This is a genomic window from Methylocystis sp. (assembly GCF_050246715.1).
Classification (GTDB): domain Bacteria; phylum Pseudomonadota; class Alphaproteobacteria; order Rhizobiales; family Beijerinckiaceae; genus Methylocystis.
Window position 1 is genome coordinate 1 of the sequence record NZ_JBFWVN010000043.1, and the last position, 24,008, is coordinate 24,008.

At 59.0% G+C, this 24,008-nt stretch carries 21 protein-coding genes and 4 pseudogenes; 12 read left to right on the forward strand and 13 right to left on the reverse strand.

The window, feature by feature from the left end:
• Positions 1 to 127: 127 nt before the first annotated feature.
• Positions 128 to 373 (reverse strand): annotated as a pseudogene (locus tag AB7I51_RS13205) (IS110 family transposase); the annotation flags it as partial.
• A gap of 68 nt (positions 374 to 441) precedes the next feature.
• Between AB7I51_RS13205 and AB7I51_RS13210 the strand changes: the two are divergent.
• Together AB7I51_RS13210 and AB7I51_RS13215 are read left to right on the forward strand one after the other, a co-directional pair.
• A pseudogene (locus tag AB7I51_RS13210) lies at positions 442 to 1,025 on the forward strand (IS3 family transposase); the annotation flags it as partial.
• Between the two features lie 86 nt (positions 1,026 to 1,111).
• Positions 1,112 to 1,393, forward strand: a complete 282-nt coding sequence (locus AB7I51_RS13215) for a hypothetical protein (protein WP_428406248.1) — start codon at positions 1,112 to 1,114, stop codon at positions 1,391 to 1,393.
• A gap of 471 nt (positions 1,394 to 1,864) precedes the next feature.
• Here AB7I51_RS13215 and AB7I51_RS13220 read toward each other — a convergent pair whose 3' ends face one another.
• From AB7I51_RS13220 to AB7I51_RS13250, 7 genes are all read right to left on the reverse strand, one after another.
• Positions 1,865 to 2,554: a response regulator transcription factor gene (locus tag AB7I51_RS13220; RefSeq protein ID WP_428406249.1), complete on the reverse strand. Its 690-nt coding sequence runs from the start codon at positions 2,552 to 2,554 to the stop codon at positions 1,865 to 1,867.
• On the reverse strand, positions 2,551 to 5,250 hold the full coding sequence (locus AB7I51_RS13225; protein WP_428406270.1) for a DUF4118 domain-containing protein: 2,700 nt from the start codon (positions 5,248 to 5,250) through the stop codon (positions 2,551 to 2,553). The genes AB7I51_RS13220 and AB7I51_RS13225 overlap by 4 nt, the downstream gene beginning before the upstream one ends.
• A gap of 27 nt (positions 5,251 to 5,277) precedes the next feature.
• Positions 5,278 to 5,877 carry a potassium-transporting ATPase subunit KdpC gene (gene kdpC / locus AB7I51_RS13230; RefSeq protein WP_428406250.1) on the reverse strand — a complete coding sequence of 200 codons (600 nt, stop codon included), beginning with the start codon at positions 5,875 to 5,877 and terminating at the stop codon, positions 5,278 to 5,280.
• 13 nt (positions 5,878 to 5,890) lie between these two features.
• Positions 5,891 to 7,939, reverse strand: coding sequence for a potassium-transporting ATPase subunit KdpB (kdpB, locus tag AB7I51_RS13235; protein WP_428406251.1), 2,049 nt, complete (start codon positions 7,937 to 7,939; stop codon positions 5,891 to 5,893).
• An 11-nt stretch (positions 7,940 to 7,950) separates the two neighbouring features.
• Entirely contained in the window at positions 7,951 to 9,660 is a 1,710-nt protein-coding gene (gene kdpA / locus AB7I51_RS13240; protein ID WP_428406252.1) for a potassium-transporting ATPase subunit KdpA, read from the reverse strand.
• Between the two features lie 31 nt (positions 9,661 to 9,691).
• Positions 9,692 to 9,802 (reverse strand): K(+)-transporting ATPase subunit F, encoded by a 111-nt coding sequence (gene kdpF, locus AB7I51_RS13245; RefSeq protein ID WP_428406253.1) that lies wholly within the window; start codon positions 9,800 to 9,802, stop codon positions 9,692 to 9,694.
• A 644-nt stretch (positions 9,803 to 10,446) separates the two neighbouring features.
• The gene (locus AB7I51_RS13250) at positions 10,447 to 11,121 is read right to left on the reverse strand and encodes a CPBP family intramembrane glutamic endopeptidase (protein WP_428406254.1); all 675 of its coding nucleotides are present in this window, start codon (positions 11,119 to 11,121) and stop codon (positions 10,447 to 10,449) included.
• A 282-nt stretch (positions 11,122 to 11,403) separates the two neighbouring features.
• On the opposite strand from AB7I51_RS13250, the gene AB7I51_RS13255 reads away from it, so the two are divergent.
• The 3 genes from AB7I51_RS13255 to AB7I51_RS13265 all read left to right on the forward strand — a co-directional run bounded on the left by AB7I51_RS13255 (position 11,404) and on the right by AB7I51_RS13265 (position 13,096).
• Positions 11,404 to 11,712: a hypothetical protein gene (locus tag AB7I51_RS13255; RefSeq protein ID WP_428406255.1), complete on the forward strand. Its 309-nt coding sequence runs from the start codon at positions 11,404 to 11,406 to the stop codon at positions 11,710 to 11,712.
• Positions 11,713 to 11,958: 246 nt separating this feature from the next.
• Entirely contained in the window at positions 11,959 to 12,222 is a 264-nt protein-coding gene (locus tag AB7I51_RS13260) for a hypothetical protein (RefSeq protein WP_428406256.1), read from the forward strand.
• Positions 12,223 to 12,877: 655 nt separating this feature from the next.
• Positions 12,878 to 13,096: an alkylphosphonate utilization protein gene (locus AB7I51_RS13265; RefSeq protein WP_428406257.1), complete on the forward strand. Its 219-nt coding sequence runs from the start codon at positions 12,878 to 12,880 to the stop codon at positions 13,094 to 13,096.
• 90 nt (positions 13,097 to 13,186) lie between these two features.
• On the opposite strand, the gene AB7I51_RS13270 is transcribed toward AB7I51_RS13265, so the two are convergent.
• Both AB7I51_RS13270 and AB7I51_RS13275 read right to left on the reverse strand, forming a co-directional pair.
• Positions 13,187 to 13,519 (reverse strand): GcrA family cell cycle regulator, encoded by a 333-nt coding sequence (locus tag AB7I51_RS13270; RefSeq protein ID WP_428406258.1) that lies wholly within the window; start codon positions 13,517 to 13,519, stop codon positions 13,187 to 13,189.
• Between the two features lie 398 nt (positions 13,520 to 13,917).
• Positions 13,918 to 14,292 (reverse strand): phasin family protein, encoded by a 375-nt coding sequence (locus AB7I51_RS13275; RefSeq protein WP_428406259.1) that lies wholly within the window; start codon positions 14,290 to 14,292, stop codon positions 13,918 to 13,920.
• Between the two features lie 556 nt (positions 14,293 to 14,848).
• Here AB7I51_RS13275 and AB7I51_RS13280 point away from each other — a divergent pair.
• Positions 14,849 to 15,279, forward strand: a pseudogene (locus AB7I51_RS13280) (ISKra4-like element ISMet1 family transposase); the annotation flags it as partial.
• A gap of 396 nt (positions 15,280 to 15,675) precedes the next feature.
• On the opposite strand, the gene AB7I51_RS13285 reads toward AB7I51_RS13280, so the two are convergent.
• Entirely contained in the window at positions 15,676 to 16,458 is a 783-nt protein-coding gene (locus tag AB7I51_RS13285; protein ID WP_428406271.1) for an efflux RND transporter periplasmic adaptor subunit, read from the reverse strand.
• 204 nt (positions 16,459 to 16,662) lie between these two features.
• A pseudogene (locus AB7I51_RS13290) lies at positions 16,663 to 18,909 on the reverse strand (heavy metal translocating P-type ATPase); the annotation flags it as partial.
• 353 nt (positions 18,910 to 19,262) lie between these two features.
• Between AB7I51_RS13290 and AB7I51_RS13295 the strand changes: the two are divergent.
• From AB7I51_RS13295 to AB7I51_RS13315, 5 genes are all read left to right on the forward strand, one after another.
• The gene (locus AB7I51_RS13295; RefSeq protein WP_428406260.1) at positions 19,263 to 19,538 is read left to right on the forward strand and encodes a PepSY domain-containing protein; all 276 of its coding nucleotides are present in this window, start codon (positions 19,263 to 19,265) and stop codon (positions 19,536 to 19,538) included.
• On the forward strand, positions 19,538 to 20,098 hold the full coding sequence (locus tag AB7I51_RS13300) for a cytochrome b/b6 domain-containing protein (protein ID WP_428406261.1): 561 nt from the start codon (positions 19,538 to 19,540) through the stop codon (positions 20,096 to 20,098). The genes AB7I51_RS13295 and AB7I51_RS13300 overlap by 1 nt, the downstream gene beginning before the upstream one ends.
• Positions 20,095 to 20,772, forward strand: a complete 678-nt coding sequence (locus tag AB7I51_RS13305; protein ID WP_428406262.1) for a response regulator — start codon at positions 20,095 to 20,097, stop codon at positions 20,770 to 20,772. The genes AB7I51_RS13300 and AB7I51_RS13305 overlap by 4 nt, the downstream gene beginning before the upstream one ends.
• Positions 20,773 to 20,837: 65 nt before the next feature.
• Complete coding sequence (locus AB7I51_RS13310) at positions 20,838 to 22,124, forward strand: sensor histidine kinase (protein WP_428406263.1); 1,287 nt, start codon at positions 20,838 to 20,840, stop codon at positions 22,122 to 22,124.
• A gap of 53 nt (positions 22,125 to 22,177) precedes the next feature.
• Positions 22,178 to 22,672 (forward strand): DUF3455 domain-containing protein, encoded by a 495-nt coding sequence (locus AB7I51_RS13315; protein ID WP_428406264.1) that lies wholly within the window; start codon positions 22,178 to 22,180, stop codon positions 22,670 to 22,672.
• Here AB7I51_RS13315 and AB7I51_RS13320 read toward each other — a convergent pair.
• Positions 22,654 to 23,028 carry a hypothetical protein gene (locus AB7I51_RS13320; RefSeq protein ID WP_428406272.1) on the reverse strand — a complete coding sequence of 125 codons (375 nt, stop codon included), beginning with the start codon at positions 23,026 to 23,028 and terminating at the stop codon, positions 22,654 to 22,656. The two genes, AB7I51_RS13315 and AB7I51_RS13320, sit on opposite strands and share 19 nt — an antisense overlap.
• Positions 23,029 to 23,600: 572 nt before the next feature.
• Here AB7I51_RS13320 and AB7I51_RS13325 point away from each other — a divergent pair.
• Positions 23,601 to 24,008 (forward strand): FixH family protein, encoded by a 408-nt coding sequence (locus AB7I51_RS13325; RefSeq protein ID WP_428406265.1) that lies wholly within the window; start codon positions 23,601 to 23,603, stop codon positions 24,006 to 24,008.

Genomic DNA, 24,008 nt, shown 5'->3' on the forward strand with positions numbered 1-24,008 from the left:
CGGCCTTTGTCACGAGGCTTCAGCCCGTCCGATTGCTCGTCCAAACTGCTCGTCAGCTACCAGATCAATCGACAACTCTCTGGGTGGAATCTTCCTCCACTGGCAATGCGCGCCGTCGGGGCGCACCAAACGGCTTCACATATCGCGGGCTGATCAGCTTGACCTGATGTCCAAGCTCCTCGAACTTGCGCGCCCAATAGAACGCGCCCGTACAAGCTTCCAGGACAATCGTGCAGCGGTTGACTTGAGCGATCACCCTCAGCAGTTCGTCGCGCATCACCCTGCGCTTCAGCACGAAGCGACTATTGCTGTTGACGCCATGTAGTTGGAACACGTTCTTGGCGATATCCACGCGGAGGGTTTCAATCGTCATCTTAGTCTCCTTCCAGTTTACAGGCTCCCAGCCTGAAGGCGGAAGGGAGAGCCGTCCATCCCATTAGCTGGAAGAAGCAGTATGCCGGTTTGGAGTCGACCCAGGTCCGCGAACTCAAGCAGCTGTCCGAAGAGAATGTCCGGCTGAAGAAGCTGGTGGCGGATCTGAGTCTCGACAAAGCCGTCCTGCAGGACGTTCTGTCAAAAAAGTTTCCAGGCCAGCGCTCATGAAACAAGTTGTCGCCTATGTGACTGCGCATCACGGCTACAGCGAGCGGCGGGCCTGCGCTCTAACGCGCCAGCACCGATCGACCCAGAGAAAACCAAGCATTCGGGATCCGCGCCTTGAGCTTCGACGGCGCATGCGCGAGATCGTGCAGACGCGGATTCGCTATGGCTATCGGCGCGTCCAAATCATGCTGCGGCGTGAAGGCTGGTCGGTCAGCAAGAACCTTGTCTACCGGCTCTATCGGGAGGAAGGCCTTGTTTTACGCGGCAAACGTCCACGCCGGCGCAAGATGGTCGTTCTTCGCGAGAGGCGACATCAGCCCAAGCGAGCGAACGAAGCCTGGAGCCTCGATTTCATCCATGATCAGCTCAGCAATGGCGATAAGTTCCGCGCGCTAACGGTGATCGACGTCTTCAGTCGAGAGGAGCACAACGCACAACTGCGGCTGCGATCGGCGAGCAACTGCGATCAGAGCTTAACGAAATACCAGCGGAGCCTTTGCCCGAGAGGATGATCAATCTGATCGAAGAGTTGAAACGAAAACGCGATCTTCATTGCATCGGGGGCGCTGAAGTCGCAATACCGGCCAGCGCTTCTAATACTGGGGAGCGAGGGACCATGCCGACAAGCTCGATCACCGTCGAGCGGGCCTTTTTCTTGGCTCGCTCCGGCGCGTGCAGCAGCCTCGCTGACATCATCGCTCGCCTTGACCGCGAGGGCTATGGTGGCCGGCAAATCTACTGGCGTGTTCTCACGAAGCAACTTCGAGATTTAATTAACCAAGGCGAATAAAGTCGCTAACAGGACGCTCCACGCGCTACACTTTGTCGCTGCGCTTCCGCATGGGCGGCGAGTCCTTCGCCGTCGAAGACGCGAACGCCGCTGCATTGGGTTGTGCGTTACGGCACGTCCGGTTCTGAGCGTGTCTCTTATGGCGCCAACAACAACCGCGAGGCCAGGCCTATGATTACGTTTGCCCGCGTTTAATGGCTGTATCGGGCTCTTCGTTCCGCGCGTCAGCGCTCACCCGCCCGTTCGCAACTCCTCCAATCCGCCTTTCCCGGACCTCGAGCGGGCGGGTCCTCACTCCCAAGCCACGATTGCCGGCGCATCCACGCGTAGATCGCTTGAGCCTGCTCAGAAAGGGGTCTATGTCCTGACGGGATCGCAGACTCGGCAATCTCACCGTACCCTCCTTGGATATGCGCGCCCATTGCGGAGGTTGCGGTGGACTCCAGAAGCGGCCACAAGCTTATATCCTTCTTATTCGGACTCGATAAATCGGTAGCCAACGCCGGGCTCGGTCACGATGATTCTGGGCGCTGCGGCGTTCTCCTCGATCTTTGCCCTCAATTGGCCGATGAGCACGCGCAAATATTGGCTGTCGTTTTGATGCGCTGGGCCCCACACGGCCTTCAGGATTTCCCGATGGGTCAGCGGCCGGCCCGCATGTCGTGCAAGGAAGGCCAGAAGATCGAATTCCTTGGGCGTCAGTTTCGCCGGCGCGCCATTTCTTGTCACGATGCGCTTTGTAACATTCACCACAAGCCCGTCGGCCACGACGCGTTCGCAATCCAAAGCCGCATTCTGCGAATGACGCAGGGCGGTGCGCATGCGCGCCAACAATTCTCCCATCGCGAACGGCTTCTCGACATAGTCATCAGCGCCGAGGTCAAGCGCCGCGATCTTCTCCGATTCGCGGTCGCGCGCCGAGAGAATGATCACCGGCGTTCGCGTGAGGATTCTTAGTTTTCGCAGCACTTCCTTGCCGTCTATGTCGGGAAGACCGAGATCGAGGATAATGAGATCGGGCGAGTAATCGGACACGGCCGCAAGCGCCTCGCGCCCGGTCGCCGCTTCGCGCACCTCATAGCCGCTCGCCGTCAGCGAGGGCCGCAAGACGCGCTGTATCTGAGGTTCATCATCAACGACAAGAACGCGCGCGTCGCTCATGCCGCCACGCCCTGTTTCGTTTCGTTGGCGGCCGGGAAGCGCATAATTATTCTCGTTCCCCGACGGCGCACGGCGGGGCTCTGCGCGACGATGGTTCCGCCCATGGCCCTGACCAGTCCGCGGCAGATCGAGAGGCCTAGGCCGGTGCCAGCCTTGCGGCCGTCAACCCGCCCGCTGCGATAAAATTTCTCGAAAATACGCTCGAGGTCGGCCGACTTCACGCCGGGCCCCTCGTCGGTCACGGTGATCACGACATCGCCACCTTCGCGCCGGGCGTGAATGATCGCGCCGGTCGGGCCGCCATATTTATGTGCATTGTCAATCAAGTTGAAGAGAACCTGGCCGAGGAGACTGGCGTCGCCTCGAATTGGCGGAAGGTTCGGCGCGATACTGATCGACATGTCCTTGCCCGAGAAAGTTTTCTTGGATCTTTCGAGGACGCTGCGGATCACATCGGCCACATCGACGAGATCGCTGCGCGGCGACAGCGCGCCCGATTCGATGCGCGACATGTCGAGCATATTGGCGATAAATCGCGACAGGCGCCTGGCCTCTTCTTCGATCGACAGAAGCAGGTCTTTGCGATCCTCTAGCGGAATCTTCTCGCCAAGCTCGCGTAGGCTCGTCACCGCGCCGGTGATCGAGGTCAATGGCGTGCGCAAATCATGCGACAGGGCGGAGAGCAGAATCGTTCGCAATTTTTCATTTTCTTCAAGCGCCGCCGCCTTAACCGATTCGCCGACCAGCATCGAACGATCGATCGCGATCGCCGTCTGTTCAATAAGCGAGGAAATCGTGCTTTCCGCGGCGGCGGAAAGCGGCTCCTCAACCGTCTTTGGCTCGATGCCGCAAACCGCGACGACCCCGCGCGCCGTCGCAAGCGGCCGGAATTGGAACCGTACATTGGGCAGTGTGTCGGTCCGCCAGCCGGCAGACTCGGATTTTTCAAGCGCCCACCGGGCGGCGGCGAGTTCGCCAGCGTCCATTTGATCCACCGGTGGCCAGGCAGCCGCCACTCTCAGTCCGCCGTCTTCCGGCATCAATAGCACGACGCAGGATGCTTCGCCGGCTTTCAGAATTTGAAGAGCAGAGACCCAGAGAATGTCGTCGAGGGTTGTTATCGTTGACAGCTTGCGAGAGAACTCAAACAGCGACTGCACTGCTTGAGACCGCTCTCGCACGTTTTGCGCATAATCGCGCATTTTGCTGGCGAGCATTGCCGTGATCACGGCGACGATCAGAGCAACAGTGAGCGAAAGAAACTCCTGCGGTTGCGAGATCCTCAATTCGTAATGCGGGTCGAAAAAGAAGAAGTCGCAGGCCAAAAAGGACAGAAGCGCCGCGATGATCGCGGACCACATTCCAAAGCGCGCAGCGCAGAGCACTACGGGAAGGAGGAAGATCACAGACGGATTGCTGAGGCCGAGCCAGCGATCTAGCGCGTATCCGATCATGACGGTAATCGTGACCGACAATGCGGCTCCGGCGACGCCGCGCCAAGTTTCTGATATCATCGGCGGCTTCCAAGAGCGCCTGCTCGGGGGCGCGACGTCCTCCAGGACGACGACATGAACCGCGATATCGGTCGATTGTCGAAGAATTTCGTCGGTCAGCGAGCGCCACAGCAATTGGGGAAAAGATCGAATTCGCGAGCGGCCGAGCACAATCTGGGTGATATTTTCTCGCCTCGCAAGACGAAGTACTTCCGCAGCAAGATCGTCTCCCGAGATGCGCGCGACCTCCGCGCCGAGCCGCTCCGCCAGACTCAATGAGCGGTCGACGTTTCGCACGACCTCGGCAGATTCTTCTTCCCGGCCGGCGCGCTCCACGTAAAGCGCAATCCATGTCGCGTTGAGCGCCGTGGCGAGGCGCGCGCCGGCGCGAACTACGGCCTCAGATTTTGCGTCGCGGCCGACACAAACCAGTAAACGTTCCGCCGTCGCCCATGGTCCCTCGATCGCCCCTTGGCGAAGGAAGTCGACCATCTGGTCATCGACTCGTTCGGCCGTTCGCCGCAGGGCAAGCTCGCGCAGCGCCGTAAGATTGCGCGGCGTGAAGAAATTCTGGGTCGCGCGTCTCGCGGTTTCGGGCACATAGACCTTGCCTTCCTTTAGTCTCTGGAGCAGTTCGTCCGGCGTGATGTCGACAAGGATGACGTCGGCGGCGTTCTGCAGCACGCGATCCGGCACGGTCTCGCGCACGGCGACGCCGGTGACGCGCGACACGACGTCGGCGAGGCTTTCAAGATGCTGGACATTGAGCGTCGTCCAGACGTCGATGCCGGCGTCAAGCAGCTCCTCGATGTCCTGCCAGCGTTTGGGATGGCGGCTGTCGGGCGCGTTGGTGTGCGCAAGTTCATCGACGATGATGAGTTGAGGCTTTCGCGCCAGCGCCGCATCTATATCGAATTCCTCGATGATCCGGCCGCGATAGTCGCATTTGCGACGCGGAAGCGTCTCAAGACCGTTGAGGAGCGCCTGCGTTTCGATGCGCCCGTGGGTTTCAGCCAGGCCGATGACGATATCGACGCCCTCAGCCTTTGCGGTTTGCGCGCGCGCCAGCATTGCATAGGTCTTGCCGACGCCGGGCGCGGCGCCAAGGAAAACGCACAGCTTTCCTTTGCTCTCCTTGTCGCTCAGCGCAAGGAGTGCGTCTGGATCAGGTCGGCGGTCGAAGTCTCCGTCGTCGCGAGCCAAAGACATCTACCTTCTGAAGCCTCCGCCTCATTGTAAGCGATCGAGCGCCATATTGAGCAAGAGCACATTTACGCGCGGATCGCCGATGACCCCTAGAACACGCCTTTCAGTATTCGCATCGACAAGCGCGCGCACCTGCGCCTCGGCGAGATTGCGGGCTTTGGCGACGGTGGGCGCCTGCGCCAAAGCGAACTGCGGCGAAATATGCGGATCGAGTCCGGAGGCGGAGGTCGTCACGGCGTCGGCCGCGACGACATCGATCCGGCCGGCGGCGAATTCCGCCTCGATCGAAGCATTAACGCGATCGACCAACTTTTTGGAGGTCGGTCCGAGATTGGAGCCCATCGAGTTTGAAGCATTGTAGGGCGCGTCGACCGTCTTGGACGGATCGGCGGGATCTGGGCCGGTCGTCGCCGAGGGCCGGCCATGGAAATAGCGTTTCGAGACAAAGTTTTGGCCGATCAGCCTCGAGCCGACGATGGCGCTGTCGCGTTCGATCAGGCTTCCATTCGCCTGCGCTGACAGAGTGAGCTGGGCGACGCCGGTGATCGCGAGCGGATAGATCACGCCGGTGAGCGCTGTGAAAAGCGCGATCATGACGATCGCTGGACGAAGATGGGAGAGCATCAAAAAGGCCTCCTTACGCGAGATGAACGGCCGAGACGGCGAGATCGATCAGCTTGATGCCGATGAAGGGCGCGATCAGTCCGCCAAGACCGTAGATCAGCAAGTTTCGTCGCAGCAGCGCGGCGGCGCCGATCGGGCGATAAGGAACGCCCTTCAGCGCGAGCGGGATGAGCGCCATGATGATCAGCGCATTGAAGATCACCGCCGAGAGGATCGCCGATTGCGGCGAGGCGAGCTTCATGACGTTGAGCGCTTCGAGTTCAGGATAGGCGACGACGAACAGCGCCGGAATGAGCGCGAAATATTTGGCGACGTCATTGGCGATCGAGAAGGTCGTCAGCGAGCCGCGCGTCATCAGCAGCTGTTTGCCGATCGCGACGATCTCGATCAGCTTGGTCGGATCGCTGTCGAGGTCGACCATATTGCCGGCTTCGCGCGCCGCCTGCGTGCCGGTCTGCATGGCGACGCCGACGTCGGCCTGAGCGAGGGCCGGCGCATCATTGGTGCCGTCGCCGCACATGGCGATCAACCGGCCGCCCTGCTGCTCCTTACGGATGTAGGAGAGCTTGTCCTCGGGCTTGGCTTGCGCGATGAAATCGTCGACTCCCGCTTCGCCTGCGATCGCCGCCGCGGTGATCGGATTGTCGCCGGTGACCATCACCGTTTTGATGCCCATGGCGCGCAAGGCGGCGAAGCGCGCCTTGATGTCGGGCTTGATGATGTCCTTGAGGTGAATGACGCCGAGCAGCGCGCCGTTTTCCGATACGGCCAATGGCGTTCCTCCCGCGCGCGAGATGCGCTCGACCGCGCGTTCGAAATCGACAGGGACGGACGCGACATGCGCGGCGACTGCGTCGACGGCGCCCTTGCGCAGCGTTTGGCCAGGCAGATCGACGCCTGAAATGCGCGTATGCGCGGAAAATGGAACGATCTTCGCCTCGGGGCCGAGGTTCGGCGTCGAAGCGCTAAGAACGCTCTTGGCCAGAGCCACGATCGACCTTCCTTCCGGCGTTTCATCGGCGAGCGAGGCAAGCAGGGCGGCTTCGACAAACGCGCGCTCCAAAACGCCGTCGACGGGGACGAATTCGTCGGCCATGCGATTGCCGAAGGTGATCGTGCCGGTCTTGTCGAGAAGCAGCGTGTCGACGTCGCCCGCCGCCTCCACCGCGCGACCGGAGGTGGCGATGACATTGAATCGGATCAGCCGATCCATGCCGGCGATGCCGATCGCCGAGAGCAGGCCCCCGATGGTTGTCGGGATTAGACAAACGAGCAGGGCGATCAGCACCGTGATTGAAATCGCCGCGCCAGAATAGGCCGCGAGCGGCCAAAGCGTCACGCAGACGATGAGGAAGATGATCGTCAGTCCGGAGAGCAGGATCGACAGCGCAAGCTCGTTCGGCGTTTTCTGCCGTTGCGCCCCTTCGACGAGCGCGATCATCCGATCGATGAAGGTCGTCCCTGGCGCCGCGGTGATTTTGACCTTGATCCAGTCCGAGAGAACCGTGGTGCCGCCGGTGACGGCCGAACGGTCGCCGCCCGCCTCGCGAATAACCGGCGCGGACTCGCCGGTGATCGCCGATTCATTGACCGAAGCGACGCCTTCGACCACCTCGCCGTCGCCGGGGATGAGTTCTCCAGCTTCGACCAGCACAATGTCGCCGAGCTTGAGATCGAGCGCCGACACACCTTCATAGACAGGCTTCATGCCGCTTCTGTTTTGCGGATCGATCAGCCGCTTGGCGCGTGCATCGCTGCGCGTCCTGCGCAAAGCGTCGGCCTGCGCCTTGCCGCGCCCCTCGGCGACGGCTTCGGCGAAATTGGCAAAGAGCACGGTGAACCAGAGCCAAGCGGCGATCTGTCCGGAGAAAGCGGCGACGCCGTTCTGCGCCACGAGATCGCGTACGAAAAACGCCGCGACGACCGTCGATACGATTTCGGTGACGAAAATCACCGGATTGCGCGCGAGGCGTCGTGGATCGAGCTTCTTAAAAGCGTCGAGCGCGGCGCGTCGCGTAATCGCGGCGTCGAACAAGCCGGGAGCGGCGACCTTATGCGACATGGACTTGCTCCTTAGAAGGTCTTTCCGGCAAGCAGCGCGAAATGCTCGACGATGGGGCCAAGCGCGAGCGCCGGGAAATATTGCAGCAGATAGAGGATGACGATGACGCCGAGCAGCAGACCGACGAAGAGCGGCCCATGCGTCGGGAAGGCGCCGACCGAGGCGATAGCTTTCTTTTTCGCCGCGAAGGAGCCGGCCACCGCCAATACGGGAATGACGAAAGCGAAACGTCCGAGCAGCATGGCGACGCTTAGCGTCGTATTGTACCAGAGCGTGTTGCCGGTCAGCCCCGCGAAGGCCGATCCATTATTGTCGGTGGTGGAGGCGAAGGCGTAGAGAATTTCGGAAAGCCCATGCGGGCCGGCGTTGTTCAGACTGGCGAGTCCGGTCTCGAGCATGACCGACACGGCGGCGAAGCCAAGGACGCTGAGCGGATAGGTCAGCACCGCCAGCATCGCGAGCTTCATCTCGCGCGCCTCGATTTTCTTGCCGAGATATTCCGGCGTGCGGCCGACCATCAGACCGGCCACGAAGACGGCGATGATCGCCAGCAGGAGGAATCCGTAAAGGCCCGCGCCGACGCCGCCCGGCGCGATGCTGCCCATCAACATGTTGAACAGAGGCACAAGTCCGCCGAGCGGCATGAAGGAGTCATGCATGGCGTTGACGGCGCCGCAGCTGGTGCCCGTCGTCGCCGCGGCGAACAGCGCGCTCATCGCCGGGCCGAAGCGCACTTCCTTACCTTCCATATTGCCGGGCGAAGGATCGACGCCGATCTCGGTCAGCAACGGATTTCCATTCGCCTCGGCCCAATAGGCGACGAGTATGCCCGCGACGAGCACGATCATCATCGTGACGGCGATCGCACGGCCTTGCCGATGATCCAGAACGGCACGCCCAAAGGCAAAGGCGGTCGCGAAGGGGATAACGAGCAGAGCCCAAATTTCCAGCATGTTGGAAAGAGCGTTGGGGTTCTCGAAAGGATGCGAAGAATTGGCGTTGAAGAAGCCGCCACCATTGGTCCCGAGTTCCTTGATCGCCTCTTGGCTGGCGACGGGTCCTATCGCGATCGTCTGTTTGGCGCCCTCCAGCGTCGTCGCGTCGATCGAGCCTTGAAGCGTCTGCGGAACGCCGAGAGCGACAAGCGCCAGAGCGACAATGATCGAGAGCGGCAGGAGCACGTAAAGCGTCGACCGCGTGAGGTCGACCCAGAAATTGCCGATCGTCGGCGACTCGGCGCGAGACAAACCGCGCACCAGGGCAAACGCAATGGCAAGGCCGGTCGCCGCCGACACGAAATTGTGCACGGTGAGGCCGAGCATTTGCGTCAAATGGCTCATCGTCGTCTCGCCGCTGTAGTTTTGCCAATTGGTGTTGGTGACAAAGCTGATTGACGTGTTGAAGGCGAGGTCGGCGGGCACGCCGCCAAAGCCCTGAGGATTGAACGGCAGATAGGCCTGAAGCCGTTGGAGGCCGTAAAGCGAAGCAAATCCGATGACGCTGAAGGCAAGCATGGCCATTGCATAAGCAAGCCAGTTTTGCTCACGCGCAGGATCGACGCCAGCCAGTTTATAGAAGACGCGTTCGACCGGCGAGAGCGCAGGAGTAAACAGCGTGCGCTCGGCGGCTAGAACTCGCGAAATGTAACCGCCAAGCGGAACAGCCGCGCCGATAACGGCAATGAGTACGATGGCGATTTGCGTCAGCCCAATGGCAGTCATAGCGAACGCCCGGTTTTCGCCGGGACTCCTTTTAGAATTTTTCGGGATGGAGCAGCGTATAGGCGAGATAGGCGCCGAGCAGAACGGCGACGATTAGTCCAATGACAGGTTCTGACACGCGGCTCTCCCTAAAGGCGCCCACAGGCGCGCGCGTAGGCGCCGACTATCGCGAAAAGCAAAAGACCGAAGCCGACATATAGAATATCAAGCATCTTCTCTCCTCCGCGCTGATCCGAGCCGCGAGCAATTGCGCGCGCGCCGCGCGCGAACTTCGTGAAAGAGGTTGTTCGCGACCAGAAAGATGAAAGCTGCGATCCCTAGGCCGATGATAGATTCCGGCATAATTGCATCTCATTTTAGTGTCGCGTTCGCGCTTTGGCCTTTGCCAGAGGGGATCGCACGAAGCGGAATTTGCTCGCGACCGATGTAAAGGCGCTATTAGGATTTTTTGGTCAGTTGGTCGACGCTGCTAACATTGGCGCCACCTGAACGAACACCCAAGCATCCGCCTACAATGGACATCCCGATCTCGTTCGAAATCGATCGAAAGAAGCAGACCCAATAAGCTGCAGTAACGTGCGCGAGCTCGCGCATTCTTGCAATTAAGTGCAACGCGACAGCGGTGGTCTCGGCTAGGCGCTCAGCTGATGCGCCGCTCATCTCAACGGAACTCTCGAACGCTACTGCGACCTGCCACAGCCAGTTGAATGGACATGGCCGAACGATAACGAGTCGAGGCAAGCCGCCTGACCCCCTAGTTCTTTCAGGTCTCATTATATTCTGGGACTAAACACCTCGCGCGGGCAACAGGACAATGGTTAGGAAATCCTGAAGGAAGTGCATCACGACAGGAGCCACCAGGCTCTTGCGCCACAAGTAGACGAGCGCGAAAAAAGCTCCCATTGCCCCCACTGTCACAACGCCTGCCGATCCCTCGTAACCATGCCCGATGGCGAAGATCGCCGAGGAGAACAGCACCGAAGCCGTCGTGCTCCACAGAATGCTCTGAAAGCGGAGCAGCAGGTAGCCGCGGAAGATGGTCTCCTCGGCCACGGCGACGACCGTGACCAGGAGCGTGGCCAGGAGCGCTTCGGTGCCGCCCTTGTCGTTGAGAAAGGATGGCAGCGGCGTCGCGGGGGCAGACAGTCCCGCATGCAACAAGGTGCGTTCAAGAAGAGCGGCGCCCACGAAAACCGGAGCGAAGCACACGATGCCCACCGCCAGCTCCCACCCCATGTGACGCCACGTCCAGCCAAGGCGGTCGACCGGCTCGCCATTCCGCCAAAGAAAGTACAGGATCAAGCAAACCAAGCCCAAGTCACGAAAGATCGTCGCCGTGGCCGCCAGCACAAAGCTCAACTGCCCCTGTCGAATTACGAACAGCGACAGAACCAGCGACGGCACGATGAGCAACAGAAAGACGGCGACTTCGGCCGTCAGAACCTTCCGGCTGGGCACCATGCCCTACTCCCTATTTCGAATCTTGCCTGCAAAACTTTCGTAGAAGCAGTCGCCCAGGTTCGTTCAAGCAACTCCATCATTCGGGAGAACATCAACCGATTCGACGCCGCGCGCCAGCCGGATAGATTTTACGGCAGGGGCGCCAAGTTCCACACTCCCGCGATCCGCAAATAGTGCTCAATAGCAGGAACGAACGCGATCCCGAGAAGTTCCCCTGCCGTGAAAGAGAGTGAGGCGCGATTCGAGTTCCGCTGCTGGGCACGCAATTTCCGCGTCGTTGACATGCGCTTACGCCGGCTCTCGGAATGTCACAGGATCGGCGAAAGCGAGGAGTTCTATGTCGCCGCTTCCACCAACAACGACACCAATATCAAAATCCGCGACGGGATCCTGGACATCAAGGAACTCGTCGAGATGCGAGGCGATCTCGAGCGCTGGTTCCCGCGGGCGCGATGCGAGTTTCCCCTCACGGCGGCGATGCTCAAAGGCGAGGTGCTCCCGCAGCTCGGTATCCTGTCGCCGCAATGGAGCCGCGATAAATATGCTTTGGTGCAAATTGGCGCGGGGTCCGGATGCCGATCGGCGCGATAAATGGTTGAACTTACTCAGTTGAGGGGGGTCACAACGTCGCGCCTATTCACACGTTAACAACGAAAAACGCCCGCCCCGATACATCCACAGTCGCGGGCGCTGTCTTGTGCCTTCCGCATGAAAAAGCCCGGTCGTCGCCGGCCGGGCTGGAGGTGTCGACGTAGGAGAATGTTCGCCGGTCCAGATGGCGCCGGCTCAACATGACACATAGGCCACTTGGCCATCGGAGCAACCGCAGGAATCCACGTGGGAGGTGACGCCTCCGCACACGCCCTGCCGCTGCGCATCTGCAAGGCCGCGGAGTCCTTCGCCGTTGAGGACGCGAACGGCGTCGCGCTCGCCGATGTCTATTTCGAGGATGAGCCGACCCGCCCTGGATTCGTCGATCGGCTCCTCACCTTTCGCTCTTATTGCGAACCCCTCGCGCAGGCGCGAAGACAGGACACCTTCTCTTCCGTGCAAGGCTCCGCCGGGACTTGCGGCTTCAAAGCCTGTTCTCCCCGGCTGTAGCACGCGCGATAGTCTTTTCGACATTTCGCTTCGCAAGCTCTCTGCTCGTCAGACGCTCCTTTTTGCCCTTTCGCCTGGACGACGTAGTTCGAGATGAGTTCCGCGTCGCTGAAGGTCGCAATCGGTGCCGCCGCACCCTGGACCGCCAATGACAACGGCAAAGCGCAGAAGCATATAGCGACGAAAGCGCTCAAATAACAACGATTTTTCATCGGCGCGACTCGCTGTTCGTTTTGCCCGAGGACGAAAGCCTTCGAGCAAGCCCTTTGGTTATGGTCCCGCCTTTAATTATCGCCGGCAGGGAAAATCGCCACCTGACGGCGCTATAAATTCGTCACTTCACCAATGCGGCGACGCCCCGTTAAGATAGTTGTCTTTGACATTTGAAGCGTGAAACTCCGAAGATAAGACGCTTAGGTCGAAGACTTTAGCGGTGACTAGGCGGGAGCGCGCAGCGCGATCGAATGTGCGCTAGGCTGCCAATCAATTGGAGAGCGGCGAACCGCATCAAAGGCGTCGGCAAGACCGGATGAAACCCCGAAGCGGATGGCCGATTGGCCTCGGAATGAGCGAATTACAGCCTGGGATATGCAAACGGGCTACTCGGCGAATATAACCAGACGCATTATCAGCTATGGAACGCGCGGAGCGCCTGATGACGGTAGTTGTGAAAGACAGCAATGGCGCAGCGCTCAAGGACGGCGATTCCGTGACCTTGATAAAGGACCTGAAGGTTAAGGGCTCATCTGTCGTCCTAAAACGCGGGACCTTGATCAAAAATATCCGACTCACGGATGATCTGGCCGAAATCGATTGTCGCGCTGAGAAGGTAAAAGGGCTTGTGCTGCGTACGGAGTTCGTCAGGAAAGCCTAGTTGCTCGTCATCGAATGGCGCACAGAACGAGCCGCCCCATCGAAATTCTCGACCTGCGCACCTAGCGATTAGCAAGACGACCGGTTTTCATCAGGATACTTTGGTCGTCGGCAGTGAACCGGCTCTTCCTGGAATCAATGTCCTAGCCCGGTTCGGAGCAAAAGCCATTTTCTTGTGCCTATCGCAATAAATCGCCTCTGGTGCGCATGCGCATCCGCAGAACCGAAACGAATCGAAATGGTGCGGATCGCCAATCGGCCAGCGGCACTTTCCATTCCGAATCTGCTCGAAGAGGATAGGAGACGACTCCAGCGGGGGCTTCCAACTCTTGTCTTGGTCTAGGTTGCTTATATCTCGGCGGTCTTGCCTTTCGAGCAGATCGGCAGGCGCAGACTGATTAGTCTCCTTCTTCAGCTCGCTCATTTAGGTTTCTTAGCCTTTCGTTGATTGGAGAATAATGTCCAAGTGGTTCGCCAGTGCGGCGTGGAAGCAAAGATCAAGGGCGCCGCGCTGGTCCTCTGAGGACGGGCGGGGAGCTTCGCGTGCTGGAGGAGCAGGCGACCGTCGCACGCACGCACCTGCTGTTAAATTGCCGCTGACCGAGCGTGTGCGGATATCCGGGTTTTGCGCTTCCTGGGGCCTACCACAGCATCTTGGAATAGATGACTTCGAAGCATCCTACGTCGATGGCGAGTAGCATCGCGACAATGAATGCTCCCCGCTTGCGTTTACGTGCAACGCGACACCAAGAAAACGCTCGATAAGCGGAGCTGATCAAGCGTTTTCTGTTTGCTGATATAAGACGGGCTAACCCGCGCGACTTAGCTCTGCTTGGCGGCGACCGGCGCCTTTGACGGCGAAGCGGAGACTGGCGATTGTACAGGCGACGCGACAGTGGTCGGCTTGAACGCTTCCTTGGCCAGGCTCGAATACGTCTCGCCAATCTTGGCAGCGTAGGCCAGGAAATCGTCATAGGCGGATTTTGTGAAGTCCGACTGGAGCTGGATCGCCTCGTCGATCTTTTTCACGCCAATCAGCTTGTCGAAGAACGCACGGCTTTTCTCAAAGGACTTCTTTGAATAATCCGTCGTTTCGGCCGCGATGGCCTCTAGACCCTTGGTTGATGCGGCAGTCGCCGTGGTAAACGCCTCGAACGGGTTCGTGCCGAATGCCTTAATGTCTGGGAACACTGTCATCGTTTATCCCCTTCTGGTCTAGGCGCGCGAGCAATTCCCACGCGGCTCTAGAGGCACATCCAGTAGGTGCACTGCACAAAAAAATCAAGAAACATATTGCTTTGCAGCATAGCCAAGACGAGCATCATCTCGTTCGACCCGCCCAAATGTGCGTCTGTTGGCCGAGCGGTCGCGACTGAAGGGAGGAAAATGCCTAAGAAAGCAGCGAGGTAAGGTTTCATGCGCAATCATCAATGGTACGAGCGCGCGCATCCGACATCGAGGCGCGCAGTGATGTCGTTCACCGTGCTGCTCACACATTCTTGAAAAAAGGAGTCAGCGGTGCCTCTGTAGTCCATTCTGAGCAGACTTTGAGCGCACCGTTCGCAGCCCAAAAGACAAGCCTGAACGAGCGGCGGAATGTTATCCACGTCGCGGCAAACAAGGCTATGCCACTCCTTTTCGAGTCGCCTCCGCGCGAAATGGGGTAATGCTGCGAGAACCTGATTTTTAAAGCGAACTCTCAAGTTGTTGGCGGCCGCGGCGCCAGCATGAAGAATGTCCGCTCGGACGCATTCACGCCGTCGAGTTGATCGCTAAGCGGCGACGTGACGCAGCCTCGTTACCTCGCTGCGAGCGCTTTTGGCGCATCGAGGACTATAGCAAGCGCAAGATCAGAACCATGTTTGGGGGGTCGAAGTTCGCGATCCGCGCGTCCTGAATTGCCAGCGCTGCCTGCCGTATTTACGTGATGCGTCAGCAGTGCAGCGGGATATTTGCCCCGACTAGGCGACGCCGGAATTGATGGAGCTATCGGCTCGCTTGGGCAGTCTGATGCCCTATCGCAAAGCGGCCGATGTCTTCGCGGAGTTTCTACCCGTCAAATCCACGGAGTCTTTCGTCAGGGTTCGTCATCGTGCGTTTAGTCTCGGCAAGCGTCTCGACGAGAAGCGCGAGATCGATCTTGATCTGCCCAATGATCCCGAGCGAGAATTCGTCGGCGCCGTGGTCATGAACAGAAATCTGCAGGGAGCAGTTATCCTATGAGTCCCCAGTCTTCAAATCGCGTATGGACTGGCTATTCCGGCCGACCCCGCCGCTCCTCTGAGCAGCGTAGCGCCCCAGTTAATTTAACGGTCCCATCTGACGCCTGGAGATTCTCAAATAAGCCGCAGCAATGCGCGCGAACCGGCGCATTCTTGCAATTAAGCGCAACGTGACAGCGCCTCTCTTCGGCATCACTCGGCCTGACGCCCGACGCTACGGTCCTGGAATTCACCTCGACCAGGTGGAGGATCTCTGGGGCGATCCGAGGACACCCGACGTCCGTTGAATCGCTCGGCGCTTAATCGCAGTTTTTCCGTTTTGCCCGCTGCGGATCGGTATTTCAAGTGGCTCCTGCGCTTACGACCTTTCGGGCCGAGACCCGGCTGGCGCGATTCGAATCATCGCGGGCATGCCCCGCTTGAGCTGCTGGACTGGATTTCTCAGGGTGATGACAATGTCATAGTGCTTAGGCGATATGGCCGCCTTCGGAATCGAAATTTGCGTCACCTCGCCCAAGAACGCACGGTCCTGTTCCGACTCAAGGCTGAGAGAAATACTTTCGCCGACATACAGCTTCTTAGCGTCTCGCGCATCGAACGTGAGATTGATCTTCACAACGCCGGGGTTAGCGGCAACACGAAACAGAGGTTCGGTTCGCCCAGCGATAACCGTTTGGCCGACTTCCACGCTCCGAGCGATTATCGTCCCAGCGATGAGAGACCGAATGAATGCATGATGAAGATCGTTCTCTGCAGCGCGGAGCGCCACTCTTGCGAGATCGGCAACTCCTTCCGCTTGGACAACTTCTTTCTGTCGTTGTTCGAAGACTTTTCGCTTTCGTTTGATCCCGGTAGCTCTCGTTGAAAGATCTTGGTATCGCTCAAAGCTCGCCCGCGCTTGAGCAAATTGTTTCCTGGCCTTTTCGAGCCGGCCAATGGCTGCAGCGAGATTTGCGTTGGCGCGTTCAGTGAGGAGTTGGTAAGGGCGCGCGTCAATTGTCGCGCATAGTTGATCGACTTTAACGATTTCGCCAATTTCGCAACTGACCTTTTCAATTGCCCCATCGACCGGGGCTCCGAACGCAACGGAGTCATCGAGCACATTCGCGACCATAAATTTGCTCGAGGCGCGTTGGTGCATGGGCCGGGCATGGCGGCGAACATAATAGTCGCCACCCCAATAGAGGGCGGCGATGAACGCAAATGCAGCTACTGCGCCTGCGGCAACTCGCCAGCGTCGCTTTCCGGGAATGGTGCTTTCGAGCGCTCGTTCAAAGGGGGTTGCGCTCGGGCTTTTTCTGATCTGGGTCGCGCTTTCTGGGGACGTGCTCGCCTCAAGGCTTAGTTGTGTCGCAGCATGCTCGTAGATATCCTCTTCCTGCGCATTGTGGATCTGCACAAGGAACTCGATTGATTCGATAATGCGCTGAGCGTCACGGGTCACATAGGGCTCGACCTCACTTTGCTGAAGACGATCCGCCAGGCGGCGCAAAAGCCTAGCCTGGTGAAGAATTTCGCGATGGGCGCGGCTCATGGCGGTTAGCCCATGGCTGTCGCGGAGGTAGCTTGAAACGCGCGGATAAACAGTCTCCTCGTCCGCGCGTTCGTGGTTAACGATTATCGCGTTGACGATGCGATCAGCCTCATAGATATAGCCCCTTGCCTCGGTTGTATTGGCATAATCTAAGGCGTCGGAAAGTTGGCGTAGCCGCTCAAGGCTTGCTTCTATTTTTTCATGATCTTCACGAAGAATTGTCGCTGCAGCCTCTGACATCGTTGGCCGGTCGAAAGCGCCCGGGAGGGCAAGCGCGCGCAACGCATTCAGAATTACGGCGACGTCGATTGCCTCCTGTACCAAGGCCCCAGCGACCGGCGTCACATAACCGAAAGCGGCGGCGATCATCGTCACTCCCGATAATGTCATGCCGGCGATCACGCTCTACATGGCAATCGAGCGTGTGCGCTTGGCGGTCGCAATTGCTTCAGCGACGCGATCGAGCCGGTCGACGAGAACGACGCCGTCCGCAGCTTCGGAAGAGGCGCTCGCACCGCGCGCCCCCATCGCCAAACCTACATCCGCTGCTGCGAGCGCCGGTGCATCATTGATGCCGTCACCAACCATTAAGGTTGGAGCAAGCCTCCGCTCTTCGACAACGGCCTCAACTTTATCAGAAGGGATGCAGTCGGCGAGAACCGCGTCGAGATCGAGGGCCGCCCCCATCGTTTCAGCGGATTCTGCTCGATCGCCTGTGACCATGACAATTTTGGCGACGCCGGCCTGCCGTAGCGCCCGAACGGTCCGCGGCGTCTCACGTCGCAATTCATCCGCAAACAGCAGCACAGCAATGATTCGATCGTCGACGGCGACGAACACCGTAAGAGCCGAACGCCAAGAAGCTCTTCGCTCGGCACGCCTCGCCCAGTCTTCAAGTCGCTGCTCGCTATCAATAAAGTGCAAAGAACCGACGCCGATTCTACGTCCCTCGACCACGCCTTCCAATCCCGATCCCAGGACTTCACGGACATCTCGCGGCGCGAGAAGCGAAAGTCCTTTAGCGTGAGCTGCGGAGACGATCGCTGCGCCGACAACATGCTGCGAAGCCTGTTCAACGGAAGCTGCAAGCCGTAAGGCCTCTTCCGCCGCCACGCCGGGAGCAGTCTCTATGTCTACAAGGCGTGCACCGCCAACGGTTAAGGTCCCGGTCTTGTCGAACATGACGGTATGGATACGCGCGAGCTGCTCGAGCGGGCCGCCACCTTTGATGAGGACGCCGCGTCGCGCCGCCAGCGAGGTTCCACCAATGAATGCAGCCGGCGCAGCGAGGATGAGGGGACATGGCGTCGCGGCGACCAACACCGCGAGCCCGCGGATCGCGTCGCCTGATAGCCACCAGGCAATGGCAGCCATGCCAAGCGTGACAGGTAGAAGCAGCAGCGCGAAACGATCGGCCACCCGAATAAACGGAGCTTTGAGGGTCTGCGCAGCGGTCACCATTCGCACAATGCCTGCGTAGGCGCTATCGCCAGCCTTCGCAGTGGCGCACATTTCGAAGCTCGGGCCGCCATTGATTGTGCCGCTGCTGATCGATTCGCCCATTTGCCGCAAAATGGGAATGGGCTCGCCCGTCAGCATCGATTCATCGATCAGTGCGCTGGCGCTGGCGACCTGACCGTCGATGGGAACGACTTCGCCGGCGCGAACGAGAACCAGGTCTCCCGCAACGATCCGGTCGATCGGCACATCTTCGAGAGCGCCTGCAAGCTTGCGGTGTGCAATGTGCGGAGCGCGATCGATCAGGGCTTTCAGGTCCCTTTCGGCCCGTCCAACGGCGAAATCTTCTAGCGCCTGACCACTGGCATACATGACAGCAACGATCGCGCCGGCCAATGATTGGCCAAGCGCCAAGGACGCCGCCATGGAGACCAGAGCCAGCAGGTCGACACCGATCCGCCCCGCGCGGAGGTCCCGAACGATCGAAAATAAAAGAACCGCTATGACGGGCGCCGTTGCGGCAATCCAAGTCCCATTCGCAAGGACGGATCGCCCCGAGAGCATGGCGATAAGACCGATCGTGAGGCCGCTTAGCGCCATTACGATTAGCGCACGACGCAAGATTCGATTATCGACTCTAATCGTTTCCTCCCGCCGCAAGTGAGACTCTTCTTGACTTCCAATTTTGGACATAATAACGGCCCCAGCGATTTATCACTCACTCCTCAAGAATTGCCTGAAACTTGCGTCAGAATGAATGGAAGCTCTCCACGGTCTCGAAGAAATGCGCGACTCTGTCGGACCCACGCGCAATCTGTGCGAATTCCCGGAACTCAATAGGCGTCCACTGCCAGCGGAAGAAGAGCTTTTCTGACCATAATGACAGCGAATCGACAGCTTCAATCAGGCAAATTCGGTTGCGTTATTGGTCGACAAAATGAAGGAGAACGCAAATGCGCACAACAACGCTCGCGATTTGCGCGGCGCTTTTGACGCCAGCGCTAGCTCAGGCTGCTCCCAAATGCACGGCGGAGCCTAAAGACAAATGGATGTCAGAGGCGGCGATGCGGTCCAAGGCCGCCGAAGCCGGTTATGAACGGATCAAGACTTTTAGGGTCTCTGGCGAATGCTATGAGATATATGGCTACACCAAAGACGGCCAGAAGGCGGAAGTCTATTTCAATCCTGTCAGCGGCGACGTGGTGAAGGCCAACATTGGGAGCCTGTGATGTTGCCGACACTACATCGGGAGACGGACGTCGTCGCCCGCCGTCCCACAAGGGTCTTCATCTGGGATCCCATCGTGAGACTCTTTCACTGGACCGTTGTGCTGGGTTGTCTTGCTGATCTCTTCGTTTTCGAAGAAGGCGAGCGATTGCACCGGTGGGTCGGATACGTGGTAGCGATTGCTCTGATCGTGCGGGTGGCCTGGGGGGTCGTAGGATCGAAGCACGCGCGTTTTACCAATTTCGTTCCGCGGCCCTCAGTCTTTAGTCGTTACATCGCGGCCCGATTTCGGGGGGAGGAGAAAAGGTATTTCGGGCACAATCCGGCAGGAGCCGTCATGATGCTGTTGCTCATGGGCCTACTGGCTGCCGTCTCGGTCACGGGCTGGATGTTGACGCTAGACGCGTTCTTTGGAAGCGAGTCTCTGGAGGACATCCACAAGGCGATCGCGGATTCGATCCTGATTCTCGCCGGCATTCACGCCTGCGCCGCGCTACTTGAGAGTTGGCGACACCGTGAAAATCTAATTCTTTCCATGGTCACGGGCTACAAGCGCGCATGAGGTTGCTGCTCGTCGAAGATGCGACCCGTCTGAGAGAGCTTTTGACAGAAGCAGTTCATGCGGCCGGCTGGAGGATCGACTCCGTCGGAAGCTTGGTCGATGCCGAGGAGGCTATCGCCACCACTGAATACGATCTCCTACTTATAGATCTCGGATTACCAGACGGCGATGGACTCGATCTGATCCGAACAATGCGCAGAGCGAAGAACCAAACGCCGATACTCATTCTGACTGCGCGCGGAGCCATTGACGAGCGGATCGCAGGATTGGACGCGGGCGCAGACGATTATTTAGTGAAACCGTTCAATCACAGGGAGTTCCTCGCCCGCTGCCGAGCACTACTACGGCGATCCCCTAGCGTGGCGGCTCCCGCATTGGAGGCCGGCCGATTGATTTTTGATGTCGCGTCCGGGTCTGTTATGTGCGGCGATGAGGAGTTAGCGCTGGCGCCGCGTGAACGCGCCGTTTTGGAAATCTTGATGCGGGATGTCGGGTGCGTGGTCAACAAGCGAAAGCTCGAACATGCCCTTTCGGAGTTCGGCGAAGAGCTTTCGAGTAACGCGTTGGAGACGGCGGTATCCAGGCTAAGAAAGAAGCTTGATCCTGCGAGAGCCGCTGTGTCACTCGAAACGATCCGCGGCGTTGGGTATCTCCTTCGAGAGAGGAAGCAGTGATAAGTGGGGCTCGTTCTCTAACGTCGTCGGTTGTCCGACCAATCATCTTCTTCTCGGCGCTCGCAATGATTGCGCAGCTGATCGGGGTTATCGCAGAATATTGGTTCAATCAGCAGGAGCTAGCGCGCCATTCGATCCAGAGAGAGGCGGATGCGCTCTTCAGGGGGCTTTGGCGAAATCAGGCCAGGCTTGGTTTTGAACTCCCGGACGGCCTGCACGGGCGCTATGATGCCAATGACGGGAGTTATCTCGTGAGGATACGTACGGGCAGCGGCGCAATCCTCTATACGAACTGCATCGGTGAATGCCCCTCGCCGCTCCTCCCTTCATACGCGTCCCCTCCGGACTTCTGGATGATTAGACTCGATCCCGAGACGCCCCGGAAGGTGGCGGGCGGCAAAACATACCGCATCGACGATGAGCCCGTGACCATTGAAATCGCCGTTCTCCAAGATCGCGCGGGCATCGTCATCACGGTGCTTGCACGCGAAGTATTCGACCATATGGCTTTGCCGATGAGCCTTATGCTCGTCGTCGTCCTCGGCGCGAGCATTTTTTCAATCCGCCGGACCTTGGAGCCGATTAAGGCTGCGGCGGATCTTGCCGAGCGACTAAATCCGGCCGACTCAAATAGTACTCTCCCTCTTGCCGGAATGCCACGCGAGATCGCGGCCCTCATCCAGGCGGTAAACAAGAGCTTTGGCAGGGTGCGAGAAGTGGTGCAGGCCCAAAAAATCTTCACGTCCGCGATATCACATGAAGTGAGAACCCCGATTGCAATTGCACGCCTTGAACTAGAGAAAATCATTGACCCACGCGCAAGAAAGGTCGAGCAGGACCTAGTCTCGCTTAACCGGCTGGTTGAGCAGTTAACCACCTTGGCGCGTCTAGAGTCTGCGGATCTGGCGCCGGTCGAGACGATTACGCCATTTGCTATTGCTGAAAGCGTTGTTGGTGCGCTCGCTCCTGTCGCCTATGACTCGGGCCGAAGTCTCGAATTGACGGACCGAGGCGGAACGTCCTTCCCAGGACGTCCCGCGCTCATCGAGAACGCTCTGCGCAATTTGATTGAAAACGCCATTCGCCACACACAACCAGGTTCCGCGATCGTCGTCGAAGTGGGGCCTGGGGCTCAGTTTTGTGTTCGCGACAATGGGCCGCCGAACAAAATTACGAAGTGCATGGGAGAGCCGAAAGGCGTCGGCTTGGGTCTGAAAATCGTGCGTCGCATCGCAGACACCCAAGGCGGTTTTTTTTCGTTTGAGCGCACGCCAGACGGGCATGGATCAATTGCAACGTTGTCTTTCGGGGCAATATGCCAGGGTTCGCCGGCGCTTCCAACGGATGGCTAGTCGCGCTTTTTCTACTACGCTTCCACCCACCAGCAATCGGAGAACAATAGACCATGCGAAAGACTGTTTGCTGCTTGTTTTTCCTTCTCTGCGTGGCAGAGACACACGCCGAGGGACTTCCTACGCTCCCCGACCCGATTTCGGTCAAGGGAGGGACCCCGCTCGCTCGCATCGAAGGGGTAGGCGCGCAAATTTATGTCTGTTCGAGGAATCCCAAAGGTGGCCTGGAATGGGAGTTTCGTGAGCCTATCGCCGTTTTAATCGACGGAAGAAAGACCATCGGTCGACACTACGTGGGCCCGATATGGGAATTCACGGACGGATCGCGTGTTGCGGGCAAGCTCGTGGCCAAAGTTCCTGGCCAATCTGGTCAAGACATTCCATGGCTCAAGCTCGCCATCGTCGAACGGGCATCAGCCGGGCCCGCCGCGGGCGCGACCTGGATTCTGCGTCTCAACACGAAGGGCGGCGTTTTCGAAGGAAGCTGCTCCACAGAAGGAGAGCTGCATTCCGCACCCTATGCTGCGACCTATCTTTTCGGTAGATAGTGGTCGGGAGTCGGGCGCTTCAAGGGAAATAGAGGCGCGCGCAGCCAACCCGCGAGCGCGAGAACGCCCGCTACGAGGATCCTTATAACGACGAAGTTCTTCGCGCTTGCCTTCTCGGCGCTATGGGCGCGATTCCCGAATCGGACGAGGCATGATTCCTTCATAGCTATAGCGATGGAGGCGGATACGGCGCGGACGAAGCCAAAAATTTTGTGACCAATCACGACCAATTTTTCTTTCGGCGACTTGAAAGTCGTCCAAGCGGTATCGAGGACGCCCAACATCCCCGGTATCAACGCGTAGAACCACGTCATTGGACCGTCAGCGCAGGAATTCAGCCGAAGATCGTCCAGCATTCGGGCGTCGATTGATCCTGTCCGAGTCTTTTGCGGGCCGAAGAGCTTTCTGCTATCAATCGCTCAGGGGACGACAATGAAGCAGAGCTGGCTCCGCCTTATCGTCTGCGCGATGGTTGTCGTCGCCGCACTCTCGGGCGCGGCGGCGAGTTTTACTGCGCCTGTCGCGCATTCATGCGCGGGAATGTCGGCCGTTGAGGATTGTCCGGATCATCCAGTCGATCACACGGCGGCGCTGCGACATTGCGATTCTCTCATCTGCGGGGCGATTCAGCTCGCGCCTCACGTGACTTTCACGGCGGCGCGCATGGCCGAGCTAGGGCTGCGGACGCAGCCCCCCGACGATGCAACGCGTCGAGGCGTCTCGAGCCCGCCCGGCCTTCGTCCGCCGATCTCTTAAAGCTGCACTAGCGCCAATTTTTCAGCGCGCCTTGGCGCGTCGACGGCCACGTCGCCGGCTCTCCTTGCTTTGCGCTGATCAAATCGGCCTCCGCCGGTCCGCGCGCGCATTTGCGCAGAATAGTTGCGCGACAGCATTTCCCGCAGCACCAGCTTCCGAGTGGAAGCGAGAGATGACGCTAATGCCAAAGAAAAACATGCAGCTTACTATGGGCGCGCTGCTGGCGGTCCTCCTATTTGGCGTAGGACACGCCCGCGCGGCCATCGACGATTACACTTTTGAGCTGGTTCAGTCGGCGCTCAAGACGGGACGAAGAGTCATTGACGTGCGGCTGGTTCACAAGCCGGATGGGAAACTCGTGTCCGACGCCGTCATCTTCGCCATGCGGCTGGACATGGCGCCAGACGACATGGAAGCGATGACGAGCGCGATTGAGCCGACAAAAGCCTCACAGCCCGGCCTCTATCGATTTAAGGTCGATCTAACCGACGAGGGACGTTGGCGCATCTCCCTTGCGGCGAAGCTTCAAGGAGAGGTCGGAACACTTCAGAACCGACTTGTCTTTCCGGTTACGCGATGA

What these genes read in the sequence shown, in the direction of transcription:
- AB7I51_RS13215 (WP_428406248.1), top strand. Translation starts at nt 1,112, where the DNA reads ATGATCAATCTGATCGAAGAGTTGAAACGAAAACGCGATCTTCATTGC.
- AB7I51_RS13220 (WP_428406249.1), bottom strand. Translation starts at nt 2,554, where the DNA reads ATGAGCGACGCGCGCGTTCTTGTCGTTGATGATGAACCTCAGATACAG.
- kdpC (WP_428406250.1), bottom strand. Translation starts at nt 5,877, where the DNA reads ATGCTCTCCCATCTTCGTCCAGCGATCGTCATGATCGCGCTTTTCACA.
- kdpB (WP_428406251.1), bottom strand. Translation starts at nt 7,939, where the DNA reads ATGTCGCATAAGGTCGCCGCTCCCGGCTTGTTCGACGCCGCGATTACG.
- kdpA (WP_428406252.1), bottom strand. Translation starts at nt 9,660, where the DNA reads ATGACTGCCATTGGGCTGACGCAAATCGCCATCGTACTCATTGCCGTT.
- AB7I51_RS13250 (WP_428406254.1), bottom strand. Translation starts at nt 11,121, where the DNA reads ATGGTGCCCAGCCGGAAGGTTCTGACGGCCGAAGTCGCCGTCTTTCTG.
- AB7I51_RS13255 (WP_428406255.1), top strand. Translation starts at nt 11,404, where the DNA reads ATGCGCTTACGCCGGCTCTCGGAATGTCACAGGATCGGCGAAAGCGAG.
- AB7I51_RS13265 (WP_428406257.1), top strand. Translation starts at nt 12,878, where the DNA reads ATGACGGTAGTTGTGAAAGACAGCAATGGCGCAGCGCTCAAGGACGGC.
- AB7I51_RS13270 (WP_428406258.1), bottom strand. Translation starts at nt 13,519, where the DNA reads ATGAGCGAGCTGAAGAAGGAGACTAATCAGTCTGCGCCTGCCGATCTG.
- AB7I51_RS13275 (WP_428406259.1), bottom strand. Translation starts at nt 14,292, where the DNA reads ATGACAGTGTTCCCAGACATTAAGGCATTCGGCACGAACCCGTTCGAG.
- AB7I51_RS13285 (WP_428406271.1), bottom strand. Translation starts at nt 16,458, where the DNA reads ATGCACCAACGCGCCTCGAGCAAATTTATGGTCGCGAATGTGCTCGAT.
- AB7I51_RS13295 (WP_428406260.1), top strand. Translation starts at nt 19,263, where the DNA reads ATGCGCACAACAACGCTCGCGATTTGCGCGGCGCTTTTGACGCCAGCG.
- AB7I51_RS13300 (WP_428406261.1), top strand. Translation starts at nt 19,538, where the DNA reads ATGTTGCCGACACTACATCGGGAGACGGACGTCGTCGCCCGCCGTCCC.
- AB7I51_RS13305 (WP_428406262.1), top strand. Translation starts at nt 20,095, where the DNA reads ATGAGGTTGCTGCTCGTCGAAGATGCGACCCGTCTGAGAGAGCTTTTG.
- AB7I51_RS13310 (WP_428406263.1), top strand. Translation starts at nt 20,838, where the DNA reads ATGATTGCGCAGCTGATCGGGGTTATCGCAGAATATTGGTTCAATCAG.
- AB7I51_RS13315 (WP_428406264.1), top strand. Translation starts at nt 22,178, where the DNA reads ATGCGAAAGACTGTTTGCTGCTTGTTTTTCCTTCTCTGCGTGGCAGAG.
- AB7I51_RS13320 (WP_428406272.1), bottom strand. Translation starts at nt 23,028, where the DNA reads ATGCTGGACGATCTTCGGCTGAATTCCTGCGCTGACGGTCCAATGACG.
- AB7I51_RS13325 (WP_428406265.1), top strand. Translation starts at nt 23,601, where the DNA reads ATGACGCTAATGCCAAAGAAAAACATGCAGCTTACTATGGGCGCGCTG.